Source organism: Exiguobacterium sp. s89, from assembly GCF_018617735.1.
GTDB classification, from domain to species: Bacteria; Bacillota; Bacilli; order Exiguobacteriales; family Exiguobacteriaceae; genus Exiguobacterium; species Exiguobacterium marinum.
In genome coordinates this window covers 450,115-468,744 of record NZ_JACSKS010000001.1, presented here as the reverse complement: position 1 = coordinate 468,744, position 18,630 = coordinate 450,115, and the positions used below count along the sequence as shown (strand labels likewise).

The 18,630-nt window shown below is 44.7% G+C and carries 19 protein-coding genes and 1 tRNA gene; 10 read left to right on the top strand and 10 right to left on the bottom strand.

What is annotated here, in order from left to right:
- Positions 1-46: 46 nt before the first annotated feature.
- Positions 47-1,510, bottom strand: a complete 1,464-nt coding sequence (gene cls / locus KNO96_RS02420; protein WP_483297746.1) for a cardiolipin synthase — start codon at positions 1,508-1,510, stop codon at positions 47-49.
- A gap of 84 nt (positions 1,511-1,594) precedes the next feature.
- On the opposite strand from cls, the gene KNO96_RS02415 reads away from it, so the two are divergent.
- The 4 genes from KNO96_RS02415 to KNO96_RS02400 all read left to right on the top strand — a co-directional run bounded on the left by KNO96_RS02415 (position 1,595) and on the right by KNO96_RS02400 (position 4,903).
- Entirely contained in the window at positions 1,595-2,029 is a 435-nt protein-coding gene (locus KNO96_RS02415; RefSeq protein WP_214702099.1) for an OsmC family protein, read from the top strand.
- Positions 2,030-2,103: 74 nt separating this feature from the next.
- Entirely contained in the window at positions 2,104-2,592 is a 489-nt protein-coding gene (locus tag KNO96_RS02410; RefSeq protein WP_026826043.1) for a GNAT family N-acetyltransferase, read from the top strand.
- Between the two features lie 56 nt (positions 2,593-2,648).
- Positions 2,649-3,644 carry a Gfo/Idh/MocA family oxidoreductase gene (locus KNO96_RS02405; protein ID WP_214702098.1) on the top strand — a complete coding sequence of 332 codons (996 nt, stop codon included), beginning with the start codon at positions 2,649-2,651 and terminating at the stop codon, positions 3,642-3,644.
- Positions 3,645-3,862: 218 nt separating this feature from the next.
- Complete coding sequence (locus KNO96_RS02400; RefSeq protein WP_214702096.1) at positions 3,863-4,903, top strand: lipid II:glycine glycyltransferase FemX; 1,041 nt, start codon at positions 3,863-3,865, stop codon at positions 4,901-4,903.
- 51 nt (positions 4,904-4,954) lie between these two features.
- Here the strand turns inward: KNO96_RS02400 and KNO96_RS02395 are convergent, their stop codons facing one another.
- A complete protein-coding gene (locus tag KNO96_RS02395) occupies positions 4,955-5,989 on the bottom strand; it encodes a PTS sugar transporter subunit IIC (protein WP_026826040.1) in 1,035 nt (344 codons plus the stop codon).
- 262 nt (positions 5,990-6,251) lie between these two features.
- Between KNO96_RS02395 and KNO96_RS02390 the strand changes: the two genes are divergently transcribed.
- Both KNO96_RS02390 and KNO96_RS14400 read left to right on the top strand, forming a co-directional pair.
- Entirely contained in the window at positions 6,252-8,915 is a 2,664-nt protein-coding gene (locus KNO96_RS02390; RefSeq protein WP_214702095.1) for a cation-transporting P-type ATPase, read from the top strand.
- Between the two features lie 60 nt (positions 8,916-8,975).
- Entirely contained in the window at positions 8,976-9,104 is a 129-nt protein-coding gene (locus KNO96_RS14400) for a hypothetical protein (RefSeq protein ID WP_026826038.1), read from the top strand.
- Between the two features lie 65 nt (positions 9,105-9,169).
- Here KNO96_RS14400 and KNO96_RS02385 read toward each other — a convergent pair whose 3' ends face one another.
- The 3 genes from KNO96_RS02385 to KNO96_RS02375 all read right to left on the bottom strand — a co-directional run bounded on the left by KNO96_RS02385 (position 9,170) and on the right by KNO96_RS02375 (position 10,589).
- The gene (locus KNO96_RS02385) at positions 9,170-9,442 is read right to left on the bottom strand and encodes a hypothetical protein (RefSeq protein ID WP_214702093.1); all 273 of its coding nucleotides are present in this window, start codon (positions 9,440-9,442) and stop codon (positions 9,170-9,172) included.
- Between the two features lie 64 nt (positions 9,443-9,506).
- Positions 9,507-10,148 (bottom strand): hypothetical protein, encoded by a 642-nt coding sequence (locus KNO96_RS02380; RefSeq protein WP_214702092.1) that lies wholly within the window; start codon positions 10,146-10,148, stop codon positions 9,507-9,509.
- Positions 10,149-10,232: 84 nt separating this feature from the next.
- Positions 10,233-10,589, bottom strand: a complete 357-nt coding sequence (locus tag KNO96_RS02375) for a PilZ domain-containing protein (RefSeq protein WP_026826035.1) — start codon at positions 10,587-10,589, stop codon at positions 10,233-10,235.
- A 147-nt stretch (positions 10,590-10,736) separates the two neighbouring features.
- Here KNO96_RS02375 and KNO96_RS02370 point away from each other — a divergent pair, with 147 nt between their 5' ends.
- Entirely contained in the window at positions 10,737-10,985 is a 249-nt protein-coding gene (locus tag KNO96_RS02370; RefSeq protein ID WP_214702090.1) for a hypothetical protein, read from the top strand.
- Positions 10,986-11,024: 39 nt separating this feature from the next.
- On the opposite strand, the gene KNO96_RS02365 is transcribed toward KNO96_RS02370, so the two are convergent.
- The 5 genes from KNO96_RS02365 to KNO96_RS02345 form a co-directional block, all read right to left on the bottom strand.
- The gene (locus tag KNO96_RS02365; protein WP_214702089.1) at positions 11,025-11,720 is read right to left on the bottom strand and encodes a queuosine precursor transporter; all 696 of its coding nucleotides are present in this window, start codon (positions 11,718-11,720) and stop codon (positions 11,025-11,027) included.
- Between the two features lie 320 nt (positions 11,721-12,040).
- Positions 12,041-12,111 (bottom strand) — tRNA-Thr (locus tag KNO96_RS02360).
- A gap of 107 nt (positions 12,112-12,218) precedes the next feature.
- Positions 12,219-14,612: an immune inhibitor A domain-containing protein gene (locus KNO96_RS02355; RefSeq protein ID WP_214702088.1), complete on the bottom strand. Its 2,394-nt coding sequence runs from the start codon at positions 14,610-14,612 to the stop codon at positions 12,219-12,221.
- Between the two features lie 138 nt (positions 14,613-14,750).
- Positions 14,751-15,542: a class I SAM-dependent methyltransferase gene (locus tag KNO96_RS02350; RefSeq protein WP_214702086.1), complete on the bottom strand. Its 792-nt coding sequence runs from the start codon at positions 15,540-15,542 to the stop codon at positions 14,751-14,753.
- Between the two features lie 40 nt (positions 15,543-15,582).
- A complete protein-coding gene (locus tag KNO96_RS02345) occupies positions 15,583-15,894 on the bottom strand; it encodes a hypothetical protein (protein ID WP_026826028.1) in 312 nt (103 codons plus the stop codon).
- Between the two features lie 181 nt (positions 15,895-16,075).
- Here KNO96_RS02345 and KNO96_RS02340 point away from each other — a divergent pair, with 181 nt between their 5' ends.
- From KNO96_RS02340 to KNO96_RS02330, 3 genes are all read left to right on the top strand, one after another.
- On the top strand, positions 16,076-16,939 hold the full coding sequence (locus KNO96_RS02340; RefSeq protein ID WP_026826027.1) for a cation diffusion facilitator family transporter: 864 nt from the start codon (positions 16,076-16,078) through the stop codon (positions 16,937-16,939).
- Between the two features lie 87 nt (positions 16,940-17,026).
- Entirely contained in the window at positions 17,027-17,503 is a 477-nt protein-coding gene (locus tag KNO96_RS02335) for a GNAT family protein (RefSeq protein WP_026826026.1), read from the top strand.
- Between the two features lie 47 nt (positions 17,504-17,550).
- A complete protein-coding gene (locus KNO96_RS02330; RefSeq protein ID WP_026826025.1) occupies positions 17,551-18,540 on the top strand; it encodes a LacI family DNA-binding transcriptional regulator in 990 nt (329 codons plus the stop codon).
- The last annotated feature ends 90 nt before the right edge of the window (positions 18,541-18,630 follow it).

Genomic DNA, 18,630 nt, shown 5'->3' with positions numbered 1-18,630 from the left:
AACACCAATGAGGCAGAGCGCTTTGCTCTGCCTCATGTCGTCGTTTTTATAAAATTGGACTGAGGAGTCGTGACACCCCTTCCCGTGCACGGACCGTCCATTTACGGGTTTCATAGTCTTCCATCGTATAAACTCGGCTGACCGCGGTGTCGGTTTCAAACAAAGAGACGAGTTCGAGGGCGACACGTTCATCATAAATGAGAGCGTTCACTTCAAAGTTGAGACGGAAGCTCCGGGCATCTAAATTCGTCGTCCCAACGGTCGCGATCTCATCATCGACGACTAGGATTTTTGCGTGCAGAAATCCTTCATCATACAAGTAGACGCTCGCACCATAATCGAGCAACTCTCCGAGGAAAGAGAGGGAAGCCCACATGACGAACGGGTGATCCGGTTTTCCGGGAATCATGATATCGATTTGAATCCCGGAGAGTAACGCCATCTTACAAGCATCCATGAAGCTTGTATCAGGTATGAAGTAAGGCGTTTGAATGACGACCCGTCGTTTTGCCGACATGATCATCTTCACCATCATATTTTTTAAATGTTCCGTATCCGAGTTCGGTCCACTCGTGACGATTTGCATTGGAGACTTGTCTTTAATCTCGTGTCGCGCAAAGCAAAATGTATTTTCTGGTTCATGGTCGCGATGACCTGAATAGTTCCAATCCAAGATGAAACGGTGTTGAAGGTGATAGACGACGTCACCTTCAACTCGCAAATGCGTGTCGCGCCAATAGCCAAATTTTTCGACGAGTCCGAGATATTCGGTGCCGACGTTGAAGCCGCCGACATATCCAATCTTCCCGTCAATGATGACGACCTTACGGTGATTTCGATTGTTCAGTTTAAAGTTGATCATTCCGAGAGTAGGTGGGAAGAAAACACGGACTTCGCCGTCGTTCGCAATCAACTCCTTAAAGTCGGAGTTTCGAAGGCTCCGAGATCCGACCGCATCATAAAGGAGTCGTACTTTGACACCGGCTTTCGCACGCTCAATCAGTTCCTTCAAAAGTGCTTGGCCGAGGGCGTCACGTTGAATGATGTAGTATTGAATGTTAATCTCGGTTTCGGCAGAGCGGATATCATCCATTAGCGCTTTGAATTTTTGTTCACCATCGTGCAAGATGAGGGAACGATTATGTACGCTAATCAATGATTTAGCTGAACGTAAATTCATTTGAAGTAATTGATCGTACTTTTCAAACAATGGCTGAGCGAGCAATGTTTCTCGTGCATGAATCTGTTCGATTTGTGATTCTACTTGAAGCGCATGGAAAGAACGCTCTTCCACACTCAAGTTGTAGAAGTTATCCTTCTTGAGTTGTCGTCCGAGAAAGAGGTAGATGATAAAGCCGAGCACTGGTAAAAAGAATAGGACGAGCAACCAGGCCCAGGTCGCCCCGACGTCCCTTCTTTCGGCAAAGATGACAGCGAGTGCGAACAACAGATTTAACCCAAGGACGATATACAGTCCCCAGCTGAATAAAATGGACAAATTCAACGACATACACTCCTAAAAATCAATTTGTAGCTTAATCATACATCAAATGAGGGAATAGATTGCTATCAAATGAAATAGGGGGAGTAGACGATGGATATGGAAGTCGTATGGAAGCAAGGGATGGCGTTTGAAACGCATACGCCTTCGGGACACAAGGTCACACTCGACGCGTCTGAGGATGTTGGGGGACATGACACCGGTCCTCGTCCGACCGAGATGTTACTTCACGCAACTGCATCCTGCACGGGAATCGATATCGTATCGATTTTGCATAAGATGCGTCAACCGCTCGAGTCGTTCGAGATGAAGATTGATGGGGTTCGTGCAATCGATCATCCGAAACGCTTTACAGCCATTCACATCTTATATATTTTGAAAGGCGATATGTCGGAAGAGCGGGTTCGACGGGCAATCGAACTGTCTGTTGAACGATATTGTTCCGTTTCACACAGTCTGAATGCGACATTGACCTATAGTTATGAATTAAACGAGAATGGAGTCATTCCGTTTGAAATGAAAGAGTGAGCAAGATGGTTGAAAGACATAGTGTTCTCCGTTATATTTGTATTTCAAATACTGTGTAATTAAAGGAGGACGTTATGATTCGACTCGCGACGAAGCGCGATGCCAAGAGCATCGCGAACCTAATCGAACAACGAGCCGTAGCGCTAAATGAACAGGGAAGCGACCAGTGGACCGAATATTTGGAACAGGACCTCGTGGAGCGTGTGCTCACTGATATTACGGAAGGCAGTGTATATGTCTTTGAAGATAATCAACAAATTTTAGCTTCAATCGCATTGTTGCCTCCTGATGAATGGGACGACAATTTATGGGATGACAGTGAGTATGGACAATACATCCATCGAATCGTCGTCAGTGAAAAGTTAAAAGGACGCGGGGTTGGACAGCAACTCATGGAGCACGTGTTACAGTCGGCCGACGAGGATGAGCCGATCCGACTCGACTGTGTCGCTGATAATGAATTCCTCAATAGTTATTATCCACGTTTTGGTTTCGTCTATGTTGACTCCCGAAACGGGTACAATACGTTCGAATACAGATTAGATGAGAGTATGAGTGCGTGAGGGTCTTTGGACCCTTTTTTTGATATAATGATTAAAGCGAAAAGGAGGGGTTTTCCATGATTAAAACTATCTTAGTGGGGTTCGGCTTTTCTGCGAACACATTTCATCTCCCGTTCTTAAATACCGTTGACTCATTTGAAGTGGTTGGAGTCGTCTCAACGCGTCCGAGCGAAGTTCACGCCAAACTACCAGAAGCTAATGTATATGAGACGTTAGAGGAAGCATTACAAGCAGATGCATCCTTGTTCATTATCACGACACCTTCTCACTTACATAAAGAGATGGTCGCTTCTTGTCTACGAGCAGGTAAAGACGTATTAGTAGAGAAACCAGCTTTTCTGACGACTGCAGAAGGATATGAGTTAATAAAACTTGAAGCGGAGACGGGTCAAATCGTCAATGTGTATCAAAATCGTCGCTTTGATGGTGATTTCTTAACAATCAAGTCGTTGCTTGACTCAAACGCAATAGGTGATTGGAAAGTAATGGAATCACGATTTGATCGCTTCCGACCGAATGTACGTGACCGTTGGCGGGAAAATGCAGGACAGGGCTCAGGCATCTTATTTGATTTAGGAAGTCATCTCATCGATCAAACGCTCGCTTTGTTTGGAAAGCCTGATCGGATTCAAGCGGATGTGATGACTCAACGAGAGGGTGGACAATCTGACGATGGGTTTCATGTGACGCTCTATTACGGAAATAAACGAGTCTATCTTCGTTCAAACCCGTTCATCGCAGGAGAAACTCTACGTTTTGAACTGCATGGAACGAATGGAAGTTTTGTGAAATACGGTCTTGATCCCCAGGAAGAGGCGCTGAAGGATGGGAAATTAGAAGCTGATATTTTAGAAACTGGTATCCTGTCTGTCGAAGATGTGGAAACGATTCAAGTTGAGAAGGGAAGCTACCTCACTTATTATCACCAGTTGGCGGAAAGTTATCAGACACGACGCCCGATTGTCTCTTTAAAAGATGCCGCATTGACAACACAAATTATTGAACTTGCTCGTCAATCGAGTGAAACAGGTGTAGTAATCATGGTGGACTGATGTCGTATCAATATCCTTCAACATGCGGATTCGCTATATAGCGGGTCCGTTTTTTAATTGTGAGTGAATCAACATACGAAAGAAATAGTGATATGTTTTTCGTAAACTACACTGTACGGAAATTGATTGTTAATAATAAAAAGTTACATTATTCATCTGTGTACTCATCCTCAAATGGGAAAAATAGTTAAGAAAATCACTTATAAAGGGGTGAGATGATGGAAACAAGAATCATCAAAGACCGAGCCGAGTGGGAATATTGGTTAAGTCAAACACAATGTGATGTATATGACAGTTATGATTATGTCAAAGTGAATTGTGGATCACATGACTCGCCAGAACTTTTTGTCGCCAATACATCAAAGGGGATGTTGATATATCCATATATCCGAAGACGAATCGATCAGCGGTATGATGATCTCGTGACAGCCTATGGTTATGGTGGACCATTTCGAGTTGGAGAGTTCACAGATGACGAAGTAAAGGTCGCTCGCCATACCTTTTTATTACGAGAAGAAAACGAAATGACGGTCACAGAGACAATTCGCTACCATCCGCTTAGAATAGATGAAGCCATCATGAAAACGTTTGGACAGGCTTTCCCTATTCGAAAAACAGTCCATGTTCAGCTGGATAAACCTTATGAACAGTTGACAGAGCGATTTCATAAAATGACGAAGCGTAATGTAAAACGGGCGACGCGTGAACAATTGACCGTTGTACAAGGTGGCGCTGAAGACATTCAAACATTTATAAGATTATATGAAGAAACCATGAATCGTCGTTCAGCGAATTGTGATTATTATTATTCAACTTCGTATTTTAGAAAATTGCTCACGAGTGAGTCGTTTGAAGCCGAGTTTTTATTTGCGCTTCATGGTGAAAGCGTGATTGCAGGAGTGTTGCTGTTGTATGGAGAGACAGGTGCTCATTATCATCTAGGTGGATCGTTAAATAACTTTTTGTCACTCCGACCAAACCATTTTCTGTTTAGTGAGATGATTCGCCGTTCAAGTGATAAAGGAAAAGTATACTTGCACCTTGGTGGGGGGGTGACAGGACAGGATGCTCTCTACGATTTTAAATCGAGTTTCTCTGGAGAAGAACCGCTCACTTATTATATTGGAAAAAGTATTCTAAAGGACGATGTGTATCAAAGGTTAAACGATGCCCATATTCAACTGCATGGAATGTCTGATTACTTTCCGACGTATCGAGCACCTGTAAAGATTGATACGCCACTTTCATCGACAAAATAAAACAATCGATGCAACAGAACGCTTGAACGTTCCGTGCATCGATTGTTTTGGTTATGCAGCATCTTCTTCTGTCGATTCGACTTTTTCAGTATGACGGACGATTGGGAAGTTTTTAAATAGGCGGCTTCCGATCAAACCAAAACCGATTCCTAAGATGAATAAAACGACAGCTGTGATTGTGACCGTTTGCCAGTCATTGAATCCATACATAACGAGAAGTCCCGGGATACCCGCAGCTGAACCAGGAGCATCATTGATCATACCCGTCATTGCCACGATCAGTCCTGCGACAGCCCCACCCACAAAGTTCACACTATAAATAGGAATTGGGTTTGCGGAAATTAAATCAGCTTGAGTCAACGGCTCAATTGCAACTGATAGTTGATCTTTCTTCGTTCCAATCTTCAATTGACGGAACAACAAGTAATTCATCGAGATCGATGCGGTCAATGCAAGTGCGGCAATTGCCATCGGCACACCTGTCAAGCCGAGCATCGCTGTTAAAGCCATCGAACTGAGAGGGGACGTCGACACGACAGTGACAATTCCTCCTAGCACGAGCCCCATGACGACCGGGTTTTGCGTCGCCGCGAGTTCAATGACTGCACCAATTTGAGCGAGAGTGTTTGACACAAGTGGGTCTACGCCGATTGCGACGAGTCGTGCGAGTGGAGCCATCACAATGACGTAGAAGATCATATCGACCCCGGTCGGAAGATAGCGATTGATGCGTGTACCAACTAAGGCAAGGATATATCCTGCGAAAAATCCAGGAAGGATACCGAATCCAGACACGGATAATCCAATCATCATACTATATACGGGGTTGATCCCGAGTGCGATGGCAACGAGTGCCGCCGCAGCAGGACCTGATAACGAACCGGCTGCCTGCCCAACCTCTTCATATAAAGGAAGTGGCAGTAATCCTCCGATGGCGTAGGCGTTGAACGCTTCGACAAGGAAACTTGCGATTGCCGCACCTGCCAAGGCGCCCATCGCTTTCATTCCGAATGGTGCCTTGTAGCTGAAAAGTGTGAACAAGGCCAGGATGAGCAGTAAGAGTGCAACTCCTTGAATAATGACCATAAACTCTTCCTTCTTTCTATCTATCTGTATTCATTCATAATTTCTTCTATATTCAATGATAGAAACGCTTCTGTAAAGCCATTTTGACGAGAAAAATTAAAATTGAAGCATGATATCGTTTACATGAAGAAACAAAGAATCATGGTAGCGCTTACTTTAAAAATGACATCAATTGTACAAGTTTTGACGTGTCGAGCCGCATCAGATTGGGAACAGGTAGAGGAAAGACTTTTCATAAAGTATTGGTCGAGGAGGAAGAATCATGCAGAATGCAGACAGACAGTGGCATGCTCTCGAAGTAGATGAAGTAAAAGCAAGAGTGGAAACTGATATCGAAACGGGGCTCTCGAAAGAAAGTGTCACAAGTCGTCAGGAAGAGTTCGGTAAAAACGTGTTACCGGAGAAAGAGAAAACGCCTGAAATCATAAAGTTCTTAAGACAATTTAATGACATTCTTGTGTACGTCTTGATCGGTGCGGCAGTTGTCACCGGTTTTCTTGGTGAATATATCGATACGATTGTTATCGTCTTAGTCGTCACGGTCATCGGTGTCGTTGGATACTTACAAGAGAACAAAGCGGAAGAAGCACTAGAAGGAATCAAAAAGTTGCTGGAAACGAAAGCGACCGTCATTCGTGACGGGAAACAATCCGAAATCGACTCGAGTGACCTCGTCGTCGGAGATGTACTCGTCCTCGCAGCTGGTGATAAAGTGCCAGCCGATGCACGGGTTGTTCGGGCAGAAAAGTTCAAAGTAGAGGAGTCCGCACTGACCGGTGAAGCGACAACGGTCGAGAAAAAACCGGATATCGTCAATGAAGAAGCCGTACTCGCTGACCGTAAAAACATGGTCTACTCAGGAACGAGTGTGGCGACAGGTAGCGCTAAAGCGATTGTTACAGCAATCGGCGAAGGAACTGAGCTTGGGCAAATCAATGCATCCATCTCAGAAGTACAAACCGTCAAGACACCACTCATTCGTCAGACGACGAAATTTGGTCAAACCGTATCGATTGCCATCTTAATCATCTCTGTGGTGATTTATGCATTTGGTTATTTCATGAGAGATTATGAACCTGTCGAACTGATGCTGACGACGATTGGTCTGGCAGTCGCAGCGATCCCAGAAGGATTACCAGCTGTCATCTCCATTATCTTAGCGCTCGGAGTTCGGAATATGGCTGAACAGAAAGCGATTGTTCGAAGCTTACCATCTGTCGAGACGTTAGGCGCAGTATCCGTCATCTGTACGGATAAGACCGGTACGTTAACGAAGAATGAGATGACAGTCAAACAAATCGTGACGGCGAAACATGACATTGAAGTCTCAGGAAGTGGATATGCACCGAACGGAGACCTAGAATTGAACGGTCAACCGTTTGATTTGGATGACGATGAATCGATGATTGATCTCTTGACTGTCGGGAAGACGTGTAACGATGCACAATTGAACGAAGAGGATGGGGGTTGGGTCATCAATGGGGATCCGACCGAAGCTTGTTTACTGACTGTCGCAGAAAAAGCGGAACGTCCGATCGAACGACTTAAAGTCATCTCCAAAATCCCATTTGATTCTGAATACAAGTACATGGCTACGCTCGTCGATTATAAAGGAGAGCGCATGATCTTCGTCAAAGGTGCACCTGACCGTCTTTTTGAGATGGCATCTTCTGAAGATTTCACTGAAGAGTATTGGGACGATAAACGTAAAGAAATTGCTGACCGAGGTCAACGTGTCCTCGGTGCCGGTTTCAAGAGAGTTGACAGTTCGAAACAATCGATTGACCATGAAGATGTTGAAAATAGTCTGACTTTCCTCGGGTTATTCGGTATCGTCGATCCGCCACGACAAGAGGCGATCGATGCTGTTGCTGCGTGTCGTGATGCTGGCATCCGAATTAAAATGATTACGGGTGACCATAAGGACACGGCTGTCGCAATCGCAAAAGAGCTCGGTATGGAAGTTGAAGGGGCGCTCGAAGGCCGCGAATTGACGGATATGTCCGATGAAGAAATCAAAGAGGCGTCCGTTCATAATGACGTGTTCGCGAGAACGAGCCCGAACGATAAACTTCGACTCGTCAAAGGGTTACAAGAGAACGGGTTGATCACCTCGATGACTGGAGACGGCGTCAATGACGCTCCAGCCTTAAAACGTGCAGATATCGGGGTGGCGATGGGAATCAAAGGGACGGAAGTCGCAAAAGAAGCCTCTCAGATGGTTCTAGTCGATGATAACTTCAAAACAATCTATAACGCCGTCCGTGAAGGTCGCCGAGTATATGATAACTTGAAGAAAACAATCCTCTTCTTACTCCCTACAAACGGTGGACAGGCGTTACTCGTTGCGATGAGTATCTTGCTTGGGGCAGCAGCACCACTCAGTCCTGTTCAAATTTTATGGGTGAACATGGTCGTCGCAATTACCTTATCACTGGCAATTGCCTTTGAACCTCTTGAAGAGAGCACGATGAAGCGTCCTCCACGACCGGCGAACGTGCCACTTCTCAGTCGCTATTACATTTTCCGTGTCACATTCGTGTCGATATTGATTGGAGGAGGTAGTTTGTGGATTAATTACATGCTCGGTGATTTCGATTATTCAACCGAGAAATTACAAACAATTACCTTAAATGCAATCGTCATGGCACAGTTGTTCCATTTATATAACTGTCGCACCGAGTTGGTCCCTGCGTTCAATCGTCGGTTCTTCGACAATAAGATCGCTTTCCTCGTATCAGGTTTACTCATCGCTCTTCAATTGTTCATCACGTACGTGCCGTTCATGCATACGCTGTTCGGGACTGCACCACTTACGTGGGAAGATTGGATTTACCCAGTGGCATTTGGAGCCGTGGTGTTTGTCATCGTTGAAATCGAAAAAGCTATCTCAAGACGAGTGATCGGAAATCAAAACATTCACTAATACGTTTCATGTATGTAGAAAACGGATAAACAAATGGAGTAACGACGAAGGAGGGATACGATGAAACGAGATGAATCACAACCAGGGGTACATCCAGACCCAATTCCAGATGATGAATCGAATCCGGCTAAGAAGCCAGCTCCGACACAACACCCTGACCCAAATCCCGAAGAAGAGTCGGACGAATAAACAAGTTACCTGTGTATAATAAAACCTCCTCGTCTGAATCGGCGAGGAGGTTTTTGGTGTGGAGGTTACTTTGTCATTTTTGAGGAACGGCTGTTTTGTAGACGGTTGAACTTTTTCTCATCTGTATGTTCTGTGATGATAAAATCACCGACGGGACATTCCCATTTTCCTTTTGCGACAACGCATTCACGCAATGTCACCTTGTCATCATACAGATCAAGCTCTAGTGTTTCTTTTAAAAATTGATCTACTTTTTGATTTGGCACTTTAGCATATTCATTCAATTCGAGTACTTCATTTTTAACAGTCACATAAGATGTGACCTGAAAATAGCGCATGTGATGGTCTCCTTTATAACAAATCTAATTTTTAGTATAGCCGTTTATGAGACAAAGCGGGACATCAATGTTGCATTTCAACACGTTCGCGCTTCGGAGGAGCTTCGTTAAACGGTTTCTGATGTCGAATGATGAGCCAGAAGATTAAGCCGAACAGCGGGATGTACGGAAGTGGCCAAAGGCTCATCTTATAGCGTTTCGCATCCCGATTCATTAATATGATTTGAATGAACGCCAATAAGAAAAAGTCAACGGTCATCGTTCGCACAAACTGATTATTCTCTACATACGACCAATATTCTGAGACATTTCCCGTATTCGCGGCAGCGATGAACAGTCCGATTGTCACTAATAGCAACACGACACCAAGGATACGCGTCGGAAGCGGTTTGACCGGGGTCGGATAAGGAGATTGTCTCGCAAAAGCCAAATAGGGGGCGAGTAAGAAGCCACCTACGAAAAAAATACTGATGGCAGCGATGAGCGGATTCGGCTTCAACTGATTCACTTCTGACCAAAGAAGCGGGAACATCGCTAATGGAAACACACCTAAGATACTAAAGAGTGAGAGAGAATAGCCTTCGTACGCATCGGTATTATAAGTCACAAAGTCGATTAGAAAGCGCCCGTCAAACGGGACGTTCTGACCTAAGATGGCCAACGCGATAGCCGCCCCCCATGGAATCAATAAAAATTTTCTAGTCATACGAACACCTCGCCAATGATTGATAGTTGTAGTATACCCTCTTTTGTAAACACGAAAAAATGAGAAGATGCATCATGCATGTTCTCATTTATTTTCACGTGCATACGTTTTAATCATCGTGACGAGTTGTTGGGTTTCTTCCATTTTTATATCAAGCATGATTCCATAGTCATAAAGAGTTCCCAATTGATTGCGATGTTTAACGTATCCAATCAGTTCGATCGGTTGGAGAGTTGGAACGAGATCGAGGACAAAATGTACTTGTAAGTCATTAGAAAGTGGAAAGAGATAATCCGAGCGTAATTTTAATCCGTGAGAACTTACATTGAGAAGTAGCCCCTCGCCATCATATAATTCTTTGTCTCCCCAAATCAGTTTGTAAGGAATTATACGCGGATTTGGTAGTATGTAGCGGAAAGTTTCCTGTCTGCGATAACGCATCAATTCACCCCATTTCTCTACTCGTTATATCGGTACTGGATAATTAAAAATGAAGAGGAAATGCTTATAAAATTATTATGTACTTGCTTTACAAAAGTGAAAACGCTTTCTATAATAAGTGTACGTTTTGAACAGGGAGGAGATCAGATGAATGTCCATGATTTACTCCGGCGATACGCGATTCAATCACCAGTCATTTACGAAAAAAAACATAACGGGGAATGGGTTAAACTTGATCGTTTGCCTGTCTATACCATTCTTGAGGTCGAAATGAACGATCAAACGATCGAGGCGGTCGCCATTGATGCGTTTAAGGCCATCACAGTTTGTCGAGATGAGACGTCGATTGAAGCCGCTCGGCCTTATGCTGTGCGTATCCAAATCGAACGACCATGAAGAAATGCCGTAACTTCAAACGAGAAGTTACGGCATTTCTTATGCAGCATCTTGTTTTGTTTCGTCTTGTGGATTTGTCCGTTTTGCATAATACATGAATGGTGTAGCCATCCATGCAATTACAAACTTCGCCACGTACGTCGTGATAAAGATATTCCACCAAATGTCCCATTCCATCCCCCAGAAAGCGATAATACAGAACGTGAACGTATCAATCAATTGAGATAATACGGTCGAACCGGTTGTCCGGAGCCATAGCTTTTTCTCGCCCGTTTTTGCGCGAATTTTCGAATAGACGAAGACATCGAACAATTGAGAGACTAAATAGGCGGCAAGGCTACCGAGTGTGATCAATGGTAGCATCGAGAAGAGTACCTCAAAACTCTCGTGCATGAAGAGCGCCTCTTCAAACGGTTCATACAAAAGGGCGTACTGCATGAGTACCGTTGAGACGATCAAAATGAAAAATCCGAGCCATACCCCTTTTCGGGCAGCTGCTCGCCCGTATTTTTCATTCAAAATGTCCGTCGCTAAGTAAAGCGAACCGTAGACGATGTTACCGAGCGTAAAAATGTATCCGCCAATTACAATCTGTTGCGTGACTTGAATATTTGCGACGACAGAAGCCATCGCAATCCAAGCGTATAGTCCGACCCGACCAAATAATTTGTAGCTAACGACGAGAAGACCGAGTGTAAGGATGGCGGAAGGAATCCATAACCATTCGTTTAGCATGAATCATGCTCCTTCCTTTAACTATTCAATAATTTCAACTTTTCAAGTTTATAGAGGAACGGAAATGATGTCAAGGTGAGGGGAGAGGGTCCACTTAGGTAAACACTGTAAAATTGAAAAACCTTCTTCTATATCAAAAAAGTGCTAGTGGAAACTTCTGTGAAGTGCAATCGTTCGACAAATTGAAAACGATTTGACAAAGTGGTGCTCATGACACGATAAAACGAAAACTGTGTAATTTCTGTGCAATGACAAAAAGAAAGCACCTCCTGCAAGAAACAGGAAGTGCTCTAAACCGCATTGTTAAGCGGTATTATTGATGCCTCCGACGAGAATCGAACTCGTGCTGCAGCATTACCATTGCTGAGGTCTGCCACTAACCTACAGAGGCGTTACACCCACTATGTTACACAGGTTAATCGCCATTTTCAAGCTTTTTCAGAATAATAAGACCTCTAGTCTTCGGTAACCGAAGACTAGAGGTCGGATGAATCATGCTTATTTTGTTCGGATCCAAACAGCACCTGCAGAGTTGTCTTTCGCTTCACCGACTACGTCAATGACGAGGCCGTATTGCGGGAGTTTACGTCCTGCATCTGGAATGAGTGAGTTGATGTACGAATTCGCATCATTGAACTGCTTCACGCCAGCTTGTGCTTTGTAGTCATAGATACCACGACTTGGTGAATCGATATACCAAGCGAGCGTCTTATCGAGACTGAATGCAGCGTCAGCGATTTGGTAACGTGTGCTACCTGTCACTGTCTGTTGTCCATTCAAGTTACCGATAAGCGCTTGTGGATGTGAATCGACAACACCGAGGAAGCCTTCACCAGGGTGGACACCGACCCAGTTGTCTGTATACGAGTCATCACCGTACCATACGACTAGACCTGTGTTGTATTTCACGCCACGGCCGTTGAGAAGACCCATATCCGACCCGGCATGGTTACGCCACTCGAGGTAGTAGTAGTGTGGTTTTGAATCGTATCCGTCTGAAGAAACGAATCCATCGAGAGTGACGGCTTCAGCGCCTTCCGCATCATCTGCGAAGAGCGTTGTTGATTCTGATTTGATTGACAAGTTGTCGACTGCGAAGCCTTTCATCGCGACGCCGCCGTCTGTCACGTATTCAAAGACGATTTGAACATCTTGTCCAGCAAATTGTGAGAGGTCGTATGATTTGTTGACCCATGCACCGTTCGTCGTCTCGGCAGGGTAACCTGCTTCGTTTGCACCGTTGACGTCGTCACCGAATACATCGAGAACGACTTCTTGACCACCGCTGAGGGCTTTAATGTACAAGTAATCATAGTCAGATTCGACTTCATAGAATGAATCGAATGTGAGGACTCCGTCAGCACCGAGTTTCACACTTGGTGTCGCCATCTCTGTGTGGATGTCGTCACCCTTTGTCGAGTAGTAATAGCGATCGCCATAAGCTGGTTCGATTCCTTTTATCTTCTTATCAGGAAGGTTGACTTTGACGATGCCTGGGTTGTTTGATTTCGTCACAGACTGGTCGAGTTGTGAGACGAACCCTTGTGAGTTGATGTCTTCAAGGTCGACTTCTGTGATGTTCGCCCAGTTTCCACCCATGATTTTTTGGAAGTACTCTTTGTTTTGTGGTGAGAAGCTTGTCGGTTCCGTACCTGCGACTTTACCGGCCCAGCTACCGCCACTCATGATAGACCATGACTGTACCGGCTCACCTTGACCTGTGTACTGCGTATCGTACTCATCTGGAAGACCGAGATCATGTCCAAATTCGTGTGCGAAGACTCCGACTGCGCCATCTTCAGGTTGAATCGTATAATCGTACGCAGCCATTTTTCCGCCCCAGTAAGGAACTGTAGCTTCTGTGTCGGCTACTGGATATACACCGTCGAGAACCCAGCGGTGTGACCAAACCGCATCGTCACCAAGCGCACCACCACCAGCTTCTTGACCAGTACCTGCGTGGATAATCATCAAATGATCGACGAGACCGTCCGGCTCGTTGAAATCGCCGTCTCCATCTAAGTCGTAAAGGTCATATTGATCGTGCTCTGCGAGGTCGATACCAGATGCGACCGCTGCATTCAACGCATCTTTGACGAGTTGACGTGGACCAGGCCCGACGTTATCGTGTCCACCATCACCTTTGTCCGCCCCATAGTCTTTCGCAGTCCCTGGAACGGTCAACCATTCAGAAACTTCACCATCAACTGTGTAGCTTCCACCTGATTGTTCTTCATAATACTGTTTGAACGTCCGGACTTTCTCTCCATTGAAGAGTTCGAATGACTTGTCACCAAACATATAGTTCTCGTAATGTTCTTTACTGAAATTATCACTATACATATAGCCCGGTTCTTGGGTGATGTTGTTGTGTTTGAAATCGCTATACTCGACGAGAAGGACGAGGACTTTGTCTTCACGAACAGCTCCGTTGTATGCAGACTGTTGTGCAGGGGATACTTTTACTTGACCATTTGGTTTTCCTTTTCGATAGTTCGCTTGTCCTTTTTTCGCTTTGTCGAGAATTCGTTCTGTTTCTTTTTCAAATTGAGTATGTACCTTTTCTTTTGCTTTTGAAGCCTTTTCATTCAGTTTTTCATCATGCTTATGTGGATCTTTTGCTGCACCTTGCTTTTTCGAGATATATGCGTCGACCGCTTTCATACGTTCAGATGCAGATAACCCCTTTTTGATGACGCCCCGTTTCTCGAGCGCTTTCGCGAGACGGTCTTCGTCGATGATGTTGTGGTCGAACGGAGCGAGTTCGCTTGTTGCCGGACCGGGTGGCGCAACCGCTAAAGGGGCAGCACCTGCAGCCGGAACGATACTGACTGTCATGGCAGAAGTCATGAGAGCCGCGAGTGTCGTTCGACGAATAGAACGTTTTTTCATTTGTGTGAACCTCCTGTAAATAGATAATGGGAAAATGTGTGATCTTGATGTAAATGTACCCTTTGTGTCTGATTAATGTCAATATTCAGAAAATAATAAACAAAAAAGGAGTCTAATGACCTATTTAGTCAATATGAACTAAATAGACTTAGACTCCAAGTCGATATATCCGTAATGGAACTTCGACGTTTTACGTTTTATATGAGTGAAACCATAGCGTTCAAAGGTATCGCTCTCAAAATGCGCCTTCAAGACAATTCGTTTCTTGGCTACTCGTTTTGCTTCGGCAATCAACTCTTGCGTGAGAGGAGAAGTGTCGGCGATCGAGCGAAGTGGGTTCAAATGAACCGATTCTGAAATCGTTTTTTCAAACATCGGATCAAAGTAAATACAATCAAACGAATTTTCCGCACACGTTTTCAAATAGTCGAGTGAATTGGCGTGAACGACCTCAATGCGGCGCATCGCCTCAGTCACATGCTCATCTTTTTCTACCCAAACGGCCATGCCTTCTCGAACGAGTTGCGCCGTGATAAATTGACTTTCGATTCCGACCACTTTTCCTGTTGTGCCGACTGCATGGCTCATGACGATGCAGTCCGATCCCAGACCGAGCGTACAATCTAACATTCGATCACCCGGTGTTGCTTGTAATGCGTCAATGAGTGAATCTGTTCCACCACGACTAAGTTGTTTCACTCGAAAGACCGAGCTAGAAGGGTGAAAAAAGAATGGTTCTGTACTGTGCACTGGTGTATATTCGACGCGTCGTTTATCAAATACAAGTACATCTTGGTGATGGCGTTTCTTCAGCTCATCAATCGAATGTTTGCGTCGATCGACAAACTTCATATTGTATTCTGCGGAATGTGCATGCGCCCGAGACAAAACTTCGTCTGTCGGGCGTAGGCAGGTTGTTACGATATACATGTTACTAGCTCCTTCATAAAAAATGAGACGCAGCGGCGTCTCATTTTTTCTTGCTGAGTAAGTCAGATAACTCATCGATGAGTGCTTTGTGAGAAGCAAGTTCTTTCTTCTTCTCATCGTTTACGTTCACCGGACGCTTTGAACGGCTTTGCAGTGCTTCAAGCGTCTCATCGATTGACGATTTCAACGTATCTCGTTCTTCAGGTTTCAAGGATACTTCATGCGGATTTTCTCCAGAGGCATCTAGCTCGCGAAGGCGTGCCATCAATTGCTTCGCCTCGCGATTCAAATCGACGAGTAATCTGTCAATTTGTTCCAATCTTAATTTAATCCCATCTCGTTCTGTAAACATTTGTTTCACCTCTTTTTACGGTTTAACCCTAAGGTCTCTTCCTGTTTACTTTACCATAAAATTTGTTAAACGAAACTACCGGGAATATATTCCATTTATTTTGGCTGTAAGAAACATTGTTTCTCTATCCCCACATGAAGTTCACCTGCTATACTAACTGAGCTAAAAAGGAGGTGGGGGGATGGAAACGACAAATCATCCACCAAAAGCGCTCAAAGGAGCGATTGTATCGATCACAACCTATTTGATCTTATCTATAGTAAAAGTATTTTTTGGTTATCTATATGAATCTGAGGCTGTGCTAGCCGATGGATTCAACAATACGACAGATATTATCGCGTCGGTCGCCGTATATATCGGAATTCGGGTTGCGGCTTTTCCTCGAGACGCTGAACATAAATACGGACACGCGAAGATGGAAACAATCTCGGCGTTGGTTGCTTCATTGATCATGGTTGCAGTCGGTATCTTTGTATTCTTCAATAGCCTGTCTAACTTAATAGGAGGAGAATATGCAGAACCGAACCCATTAGCAGCCGTCGTCGCGTTAGTCAGTGCGCTCGTCATGTTCGCTGTATATCGCTTCAATTTGAATCTTTCGAAGAAAACAAAATCACTGGCGCTAAAGGCAGCGGCGAAAGATAACTTGGCAGATGCGATGATTTCGATTGGGGCAACACTCGGTGTTCTATTCGCATATTTTCAGCTCCCTTGGATGGACACGGTTTTGGCAGTTGTCATTGCCGGTATGATTATCCGCACAGCGATACAAATCTTCTTAGATGCCACACATCAACTCTCAGATGGGTTCCCGCCACATCTTGTGGAATCATATGAGGAGACAATCGAACAGTTCGAACGGGTGAAAGAAGTCCGTGAAATCAAAGGACGACATTTAGGGAATCACGTGATGCTCGACGTGACGATTGCAGTTGATGGGGATTTGACGGTGGATTCGGCTCATGAATTGTGTGACGAAATCGAACGGAAACTGGATGAACAACATGCTGTCGACTCGGTTCATATTCATATTGAACCGATATGACGTTCGGTTATCTTTTGCGCTTCATGAGTAGATTCGTTTATAATAAGCGCAGACAGATATTGAACTACTAGTTAAGGAGGGCACGGGATGAACATCGTGCGTCAACCTATTCGCCAAATTGATGAGATCGAATATGAACACTTTCAAAAATACGGAGAAAACTCATATGGTGTTTCTGCCGAAGAGTTGAAAGGCATCTTTGAAGAGATGGGGACAGAACAACTCTATCACGCAAAAGAGCACAGCTATGGAGAAGACTTTTATTATGATTTGATGGTCGACGACGAACTTGTCGGTAAAGTATTGTTGCTCAAGCTTGCTAGAGTATATCAACTCGACCTGATGGTGTTTGATCCGTATAAAAATAAAGGGTATGCGACTGAAGGGCTACGTCTTGCCTTACTAGATTCGGAGTTATTAGACGGACAGACCGTCCGCGCTGGCATTCCACCAACGAGTCCTCACCAACAAGAGATGCAACAAGTCCTTTTGCGAAATGGATTCGAAAAGCGGAACGGCCTGTATTATTTAAATTTTAAGAAACGATATGTAGTAAACCATTAAGCTGACGGCGTCTCGCACGTCAGCTTTTTTCATATGGAGGGGTAAGGATGAAACAAGTCACCATTAAAGATATCGCCGAGCTCGCAGGAGTCGCAAAAAGTACAGTCTCGCGCTATTTGAACGGAGGTTCTGTCGGCAAGGCGACGAGAGAAAAACTCGACCGGGTCATTCGAGAGACGAATTATGAACCGAATCAGTTCGCGCAAAGTCTCAAGTCGAAACAGACGAAGATGATTGGGGTCATCGTTCCACGGCTCGATTCATATGCATCCTCGCGGACGATGATGGGAATTGACGAACGGCTTACTGATCGAGGGTATCAGATGCTCGTCGTCAATACGGCACAGCAGACAGAGCGTGAAATCGAACAGTTATACAACTTGACCAAACAAAAGGTCGCAGGGATCATTTGGCTTGGGACAACGGTCACAGAGCGTCACCTTGAGGCAATTGAAGCGATTCAAATCCCTGTCTTACTGATTGGTCAGCAGCATGACAAGGTGCACAGCCTCGTATATCCGGACCATGAAGCGGCTTTTGCACTTGGTACACAATTCACGGAGTGGGGTCATCGAGACGTAGTCTATGTCGGAGTATATGAATCGGATATCGCGGTCGGCCAAGACCGCCGCGACGGATTTTTAAAGGCGTTTCATGAGTCGGGGGCACACGTCAAAGTCATTCAAACGACGTTTAAGATTGAGGACGCCATTCCAATCGGGGAACAATTAGCGAATGATATCGGTTCAGTCTCTCTCATCGTCTGTGCGACAGACAACATCGCACTTGGCGTATTGAAAGGATTGGCGAATCGTGGCATCTCTGTCCCGAATGATGTTTCTGTCAGTGGATTCGGAGGCTACGATTTTACGGAAGTCTTACATCCATCCATCACGACCGTCCATCTTCCATATCGCCGAACTGGTGCTAAAGCAGCCGATATGATGTTGCAACTTTTACATGGTGAACAAGTTCCGATGAAAACGTTCACAAATTTCGAATTAAAAGTGCGCGAAAGCGTTGACAATATAAAATAAATGATTTATATTCGTGTTGCGGAACCGGTTCCGTAACATTTTTTTAAATCATTTTGGAACCGGTACCAATCATACTTAGAACTTATTATG

What these genes read in the sequence shown, in the direction of transcription:
- cls (WP_483297746.1), bottom strand. Translation starts at nt 1,510, where the DNA reads ATGTCGTTGAATTTGTCCATTTTATTCAGCTGGGGACTGTATATCGTC.
- KNO96_RS02415 (WP_214702099.1), top strand. Translation starts at nt 1,595, where the DNA reads ATGGATATGGAAGTCGTATGGAAGCAAGGGATGGCGTTTGAAACGCAT.
- KNO96_RS02410 (WP_026826043.1), top strand. Translation starts at nt 2,104, where the DNA reads ATGATTCGACTCGCGACGAAGCGCGATGCCAAGAGCATCGCGAACCTA.
- KNO96_RS02405 (WP_214702098.1), top strand. Translation starts at nt 2,649, where the DNA reads ATGATTAAAACTATCTTAGTGGGGTTCGGCTTTTCTGCGAACACATTT.
- KNO96_RS02400 (WP_214702096.1), top strand. Translation starts at nt 3,863, where the DNA reads ATGGAAACAAGAATCATCAAAGACCGAGCCGAGTGGGAATATTGGTTA.
- KNO96_RS02395 (WP_026826040.1), bottom strand. Translation starts at nt 5,989, where the DNA reads ATGGTCATTATTCAAGGAGTTGCACTCTTACTGCTCATCCTGGCCTTG.
- KNO96_RS02390 (WP_214702095.1), top strand. Translation starts at nt 6,252, where the DNA reads ATGCAGAATGCAGACAGACAGTGGCATGCTCTCGAAGTAGATGAAGTA.
- KNO96_RS14400 (WP_026826038.1), top strand. Translation starts at nt 8,976, where the DNA reads ATGAAACGAGATGAATCACAACCAGGGGTACATCCAGACCCAATTCCA.
- KNO96_RS02385 (WP_214702093.1), bottom strand. Translation starts at nt 9,442, where the DNA reads ATGCGCTATTTTCAGGTCACATCTTATGTGACTGTTAAAAATGAAGTA.
- KNO96_RS02380 (WP_214702092.1), bottom strand. Translation starts at nt 10,148, where the DNA reads ATGACTAGAAAATTTTTATTGATTCCATGGGGGGCGGCTATCGCGTTG.
- KNO96_RS02375 (WP_026826035.1), bottom strand. Translation starts at nt 10,589, where the DNA reads ATGCGTTATCGCAGACAGGAAACTTTCCGCTACATACTACCAAATCCG.
- KNO96_RS02370 (WP_214702090.1), top strand. Translation starts at nt 10,737, where the DNA reads ATGAATGTCCATGATTTACTCCGGCGATACGCGATTCAATCACCAGTC.
- KNO96_RS02365 (WP_214702089.1), bottom strand. Translation starts at nt 11,720, where the DNA reads ATGCTAAACGAATGGTTATGGATTCCTTCCGCCATCCTTACACTCGGT.
- KNO96_RS02355 (WP_214702088.1), bottom strand. Translation starts at nt 14,612, where the DNA reads ATGAAAAAACGTTCTATTCGTCGAACGACACTCGCGGCTCTCATGACT.
- KNO96_RS02350 (WP_214702086.1), bottom strand. Translation starts at nt 15,542, where the DNA reads ATGTATATCGTAACAACCTGCCTACGCCCGACAGACGAAGTTTTGTCT.
- KNO96_RS02345 (WP_026826028.1), bottom strand. Translation starts at nt 15,894, where the DNA reads ATGTTTACAGAACGAGATGGGATTAAATTAAGATTGGAACAAATTGAC.
- KNO96_RS02340 (WP_026826027.1), top strand. Translation starts at nt 16,076, where the DNA reads ATGGAAACGACAAATCATCCACCAAAAGCGCTCAAAGGAGCGATTGTA.
- KNO96_RS02335 (WP_026826026.1), top strand. Translation starts at nt 17,027, where the DNA reads ATGAACATCGTGCGTCAACCTATTCGCCAAATTGATGAGATCGAATAT.
- KNO96_RS02330 (WP_026826025.1), top strand. Translation starts at nt 17,551, where the DNA reads ATGAAACAAGTCACCATTAAAGATATCGCCGAGCTCGCAGGAGTCGCA.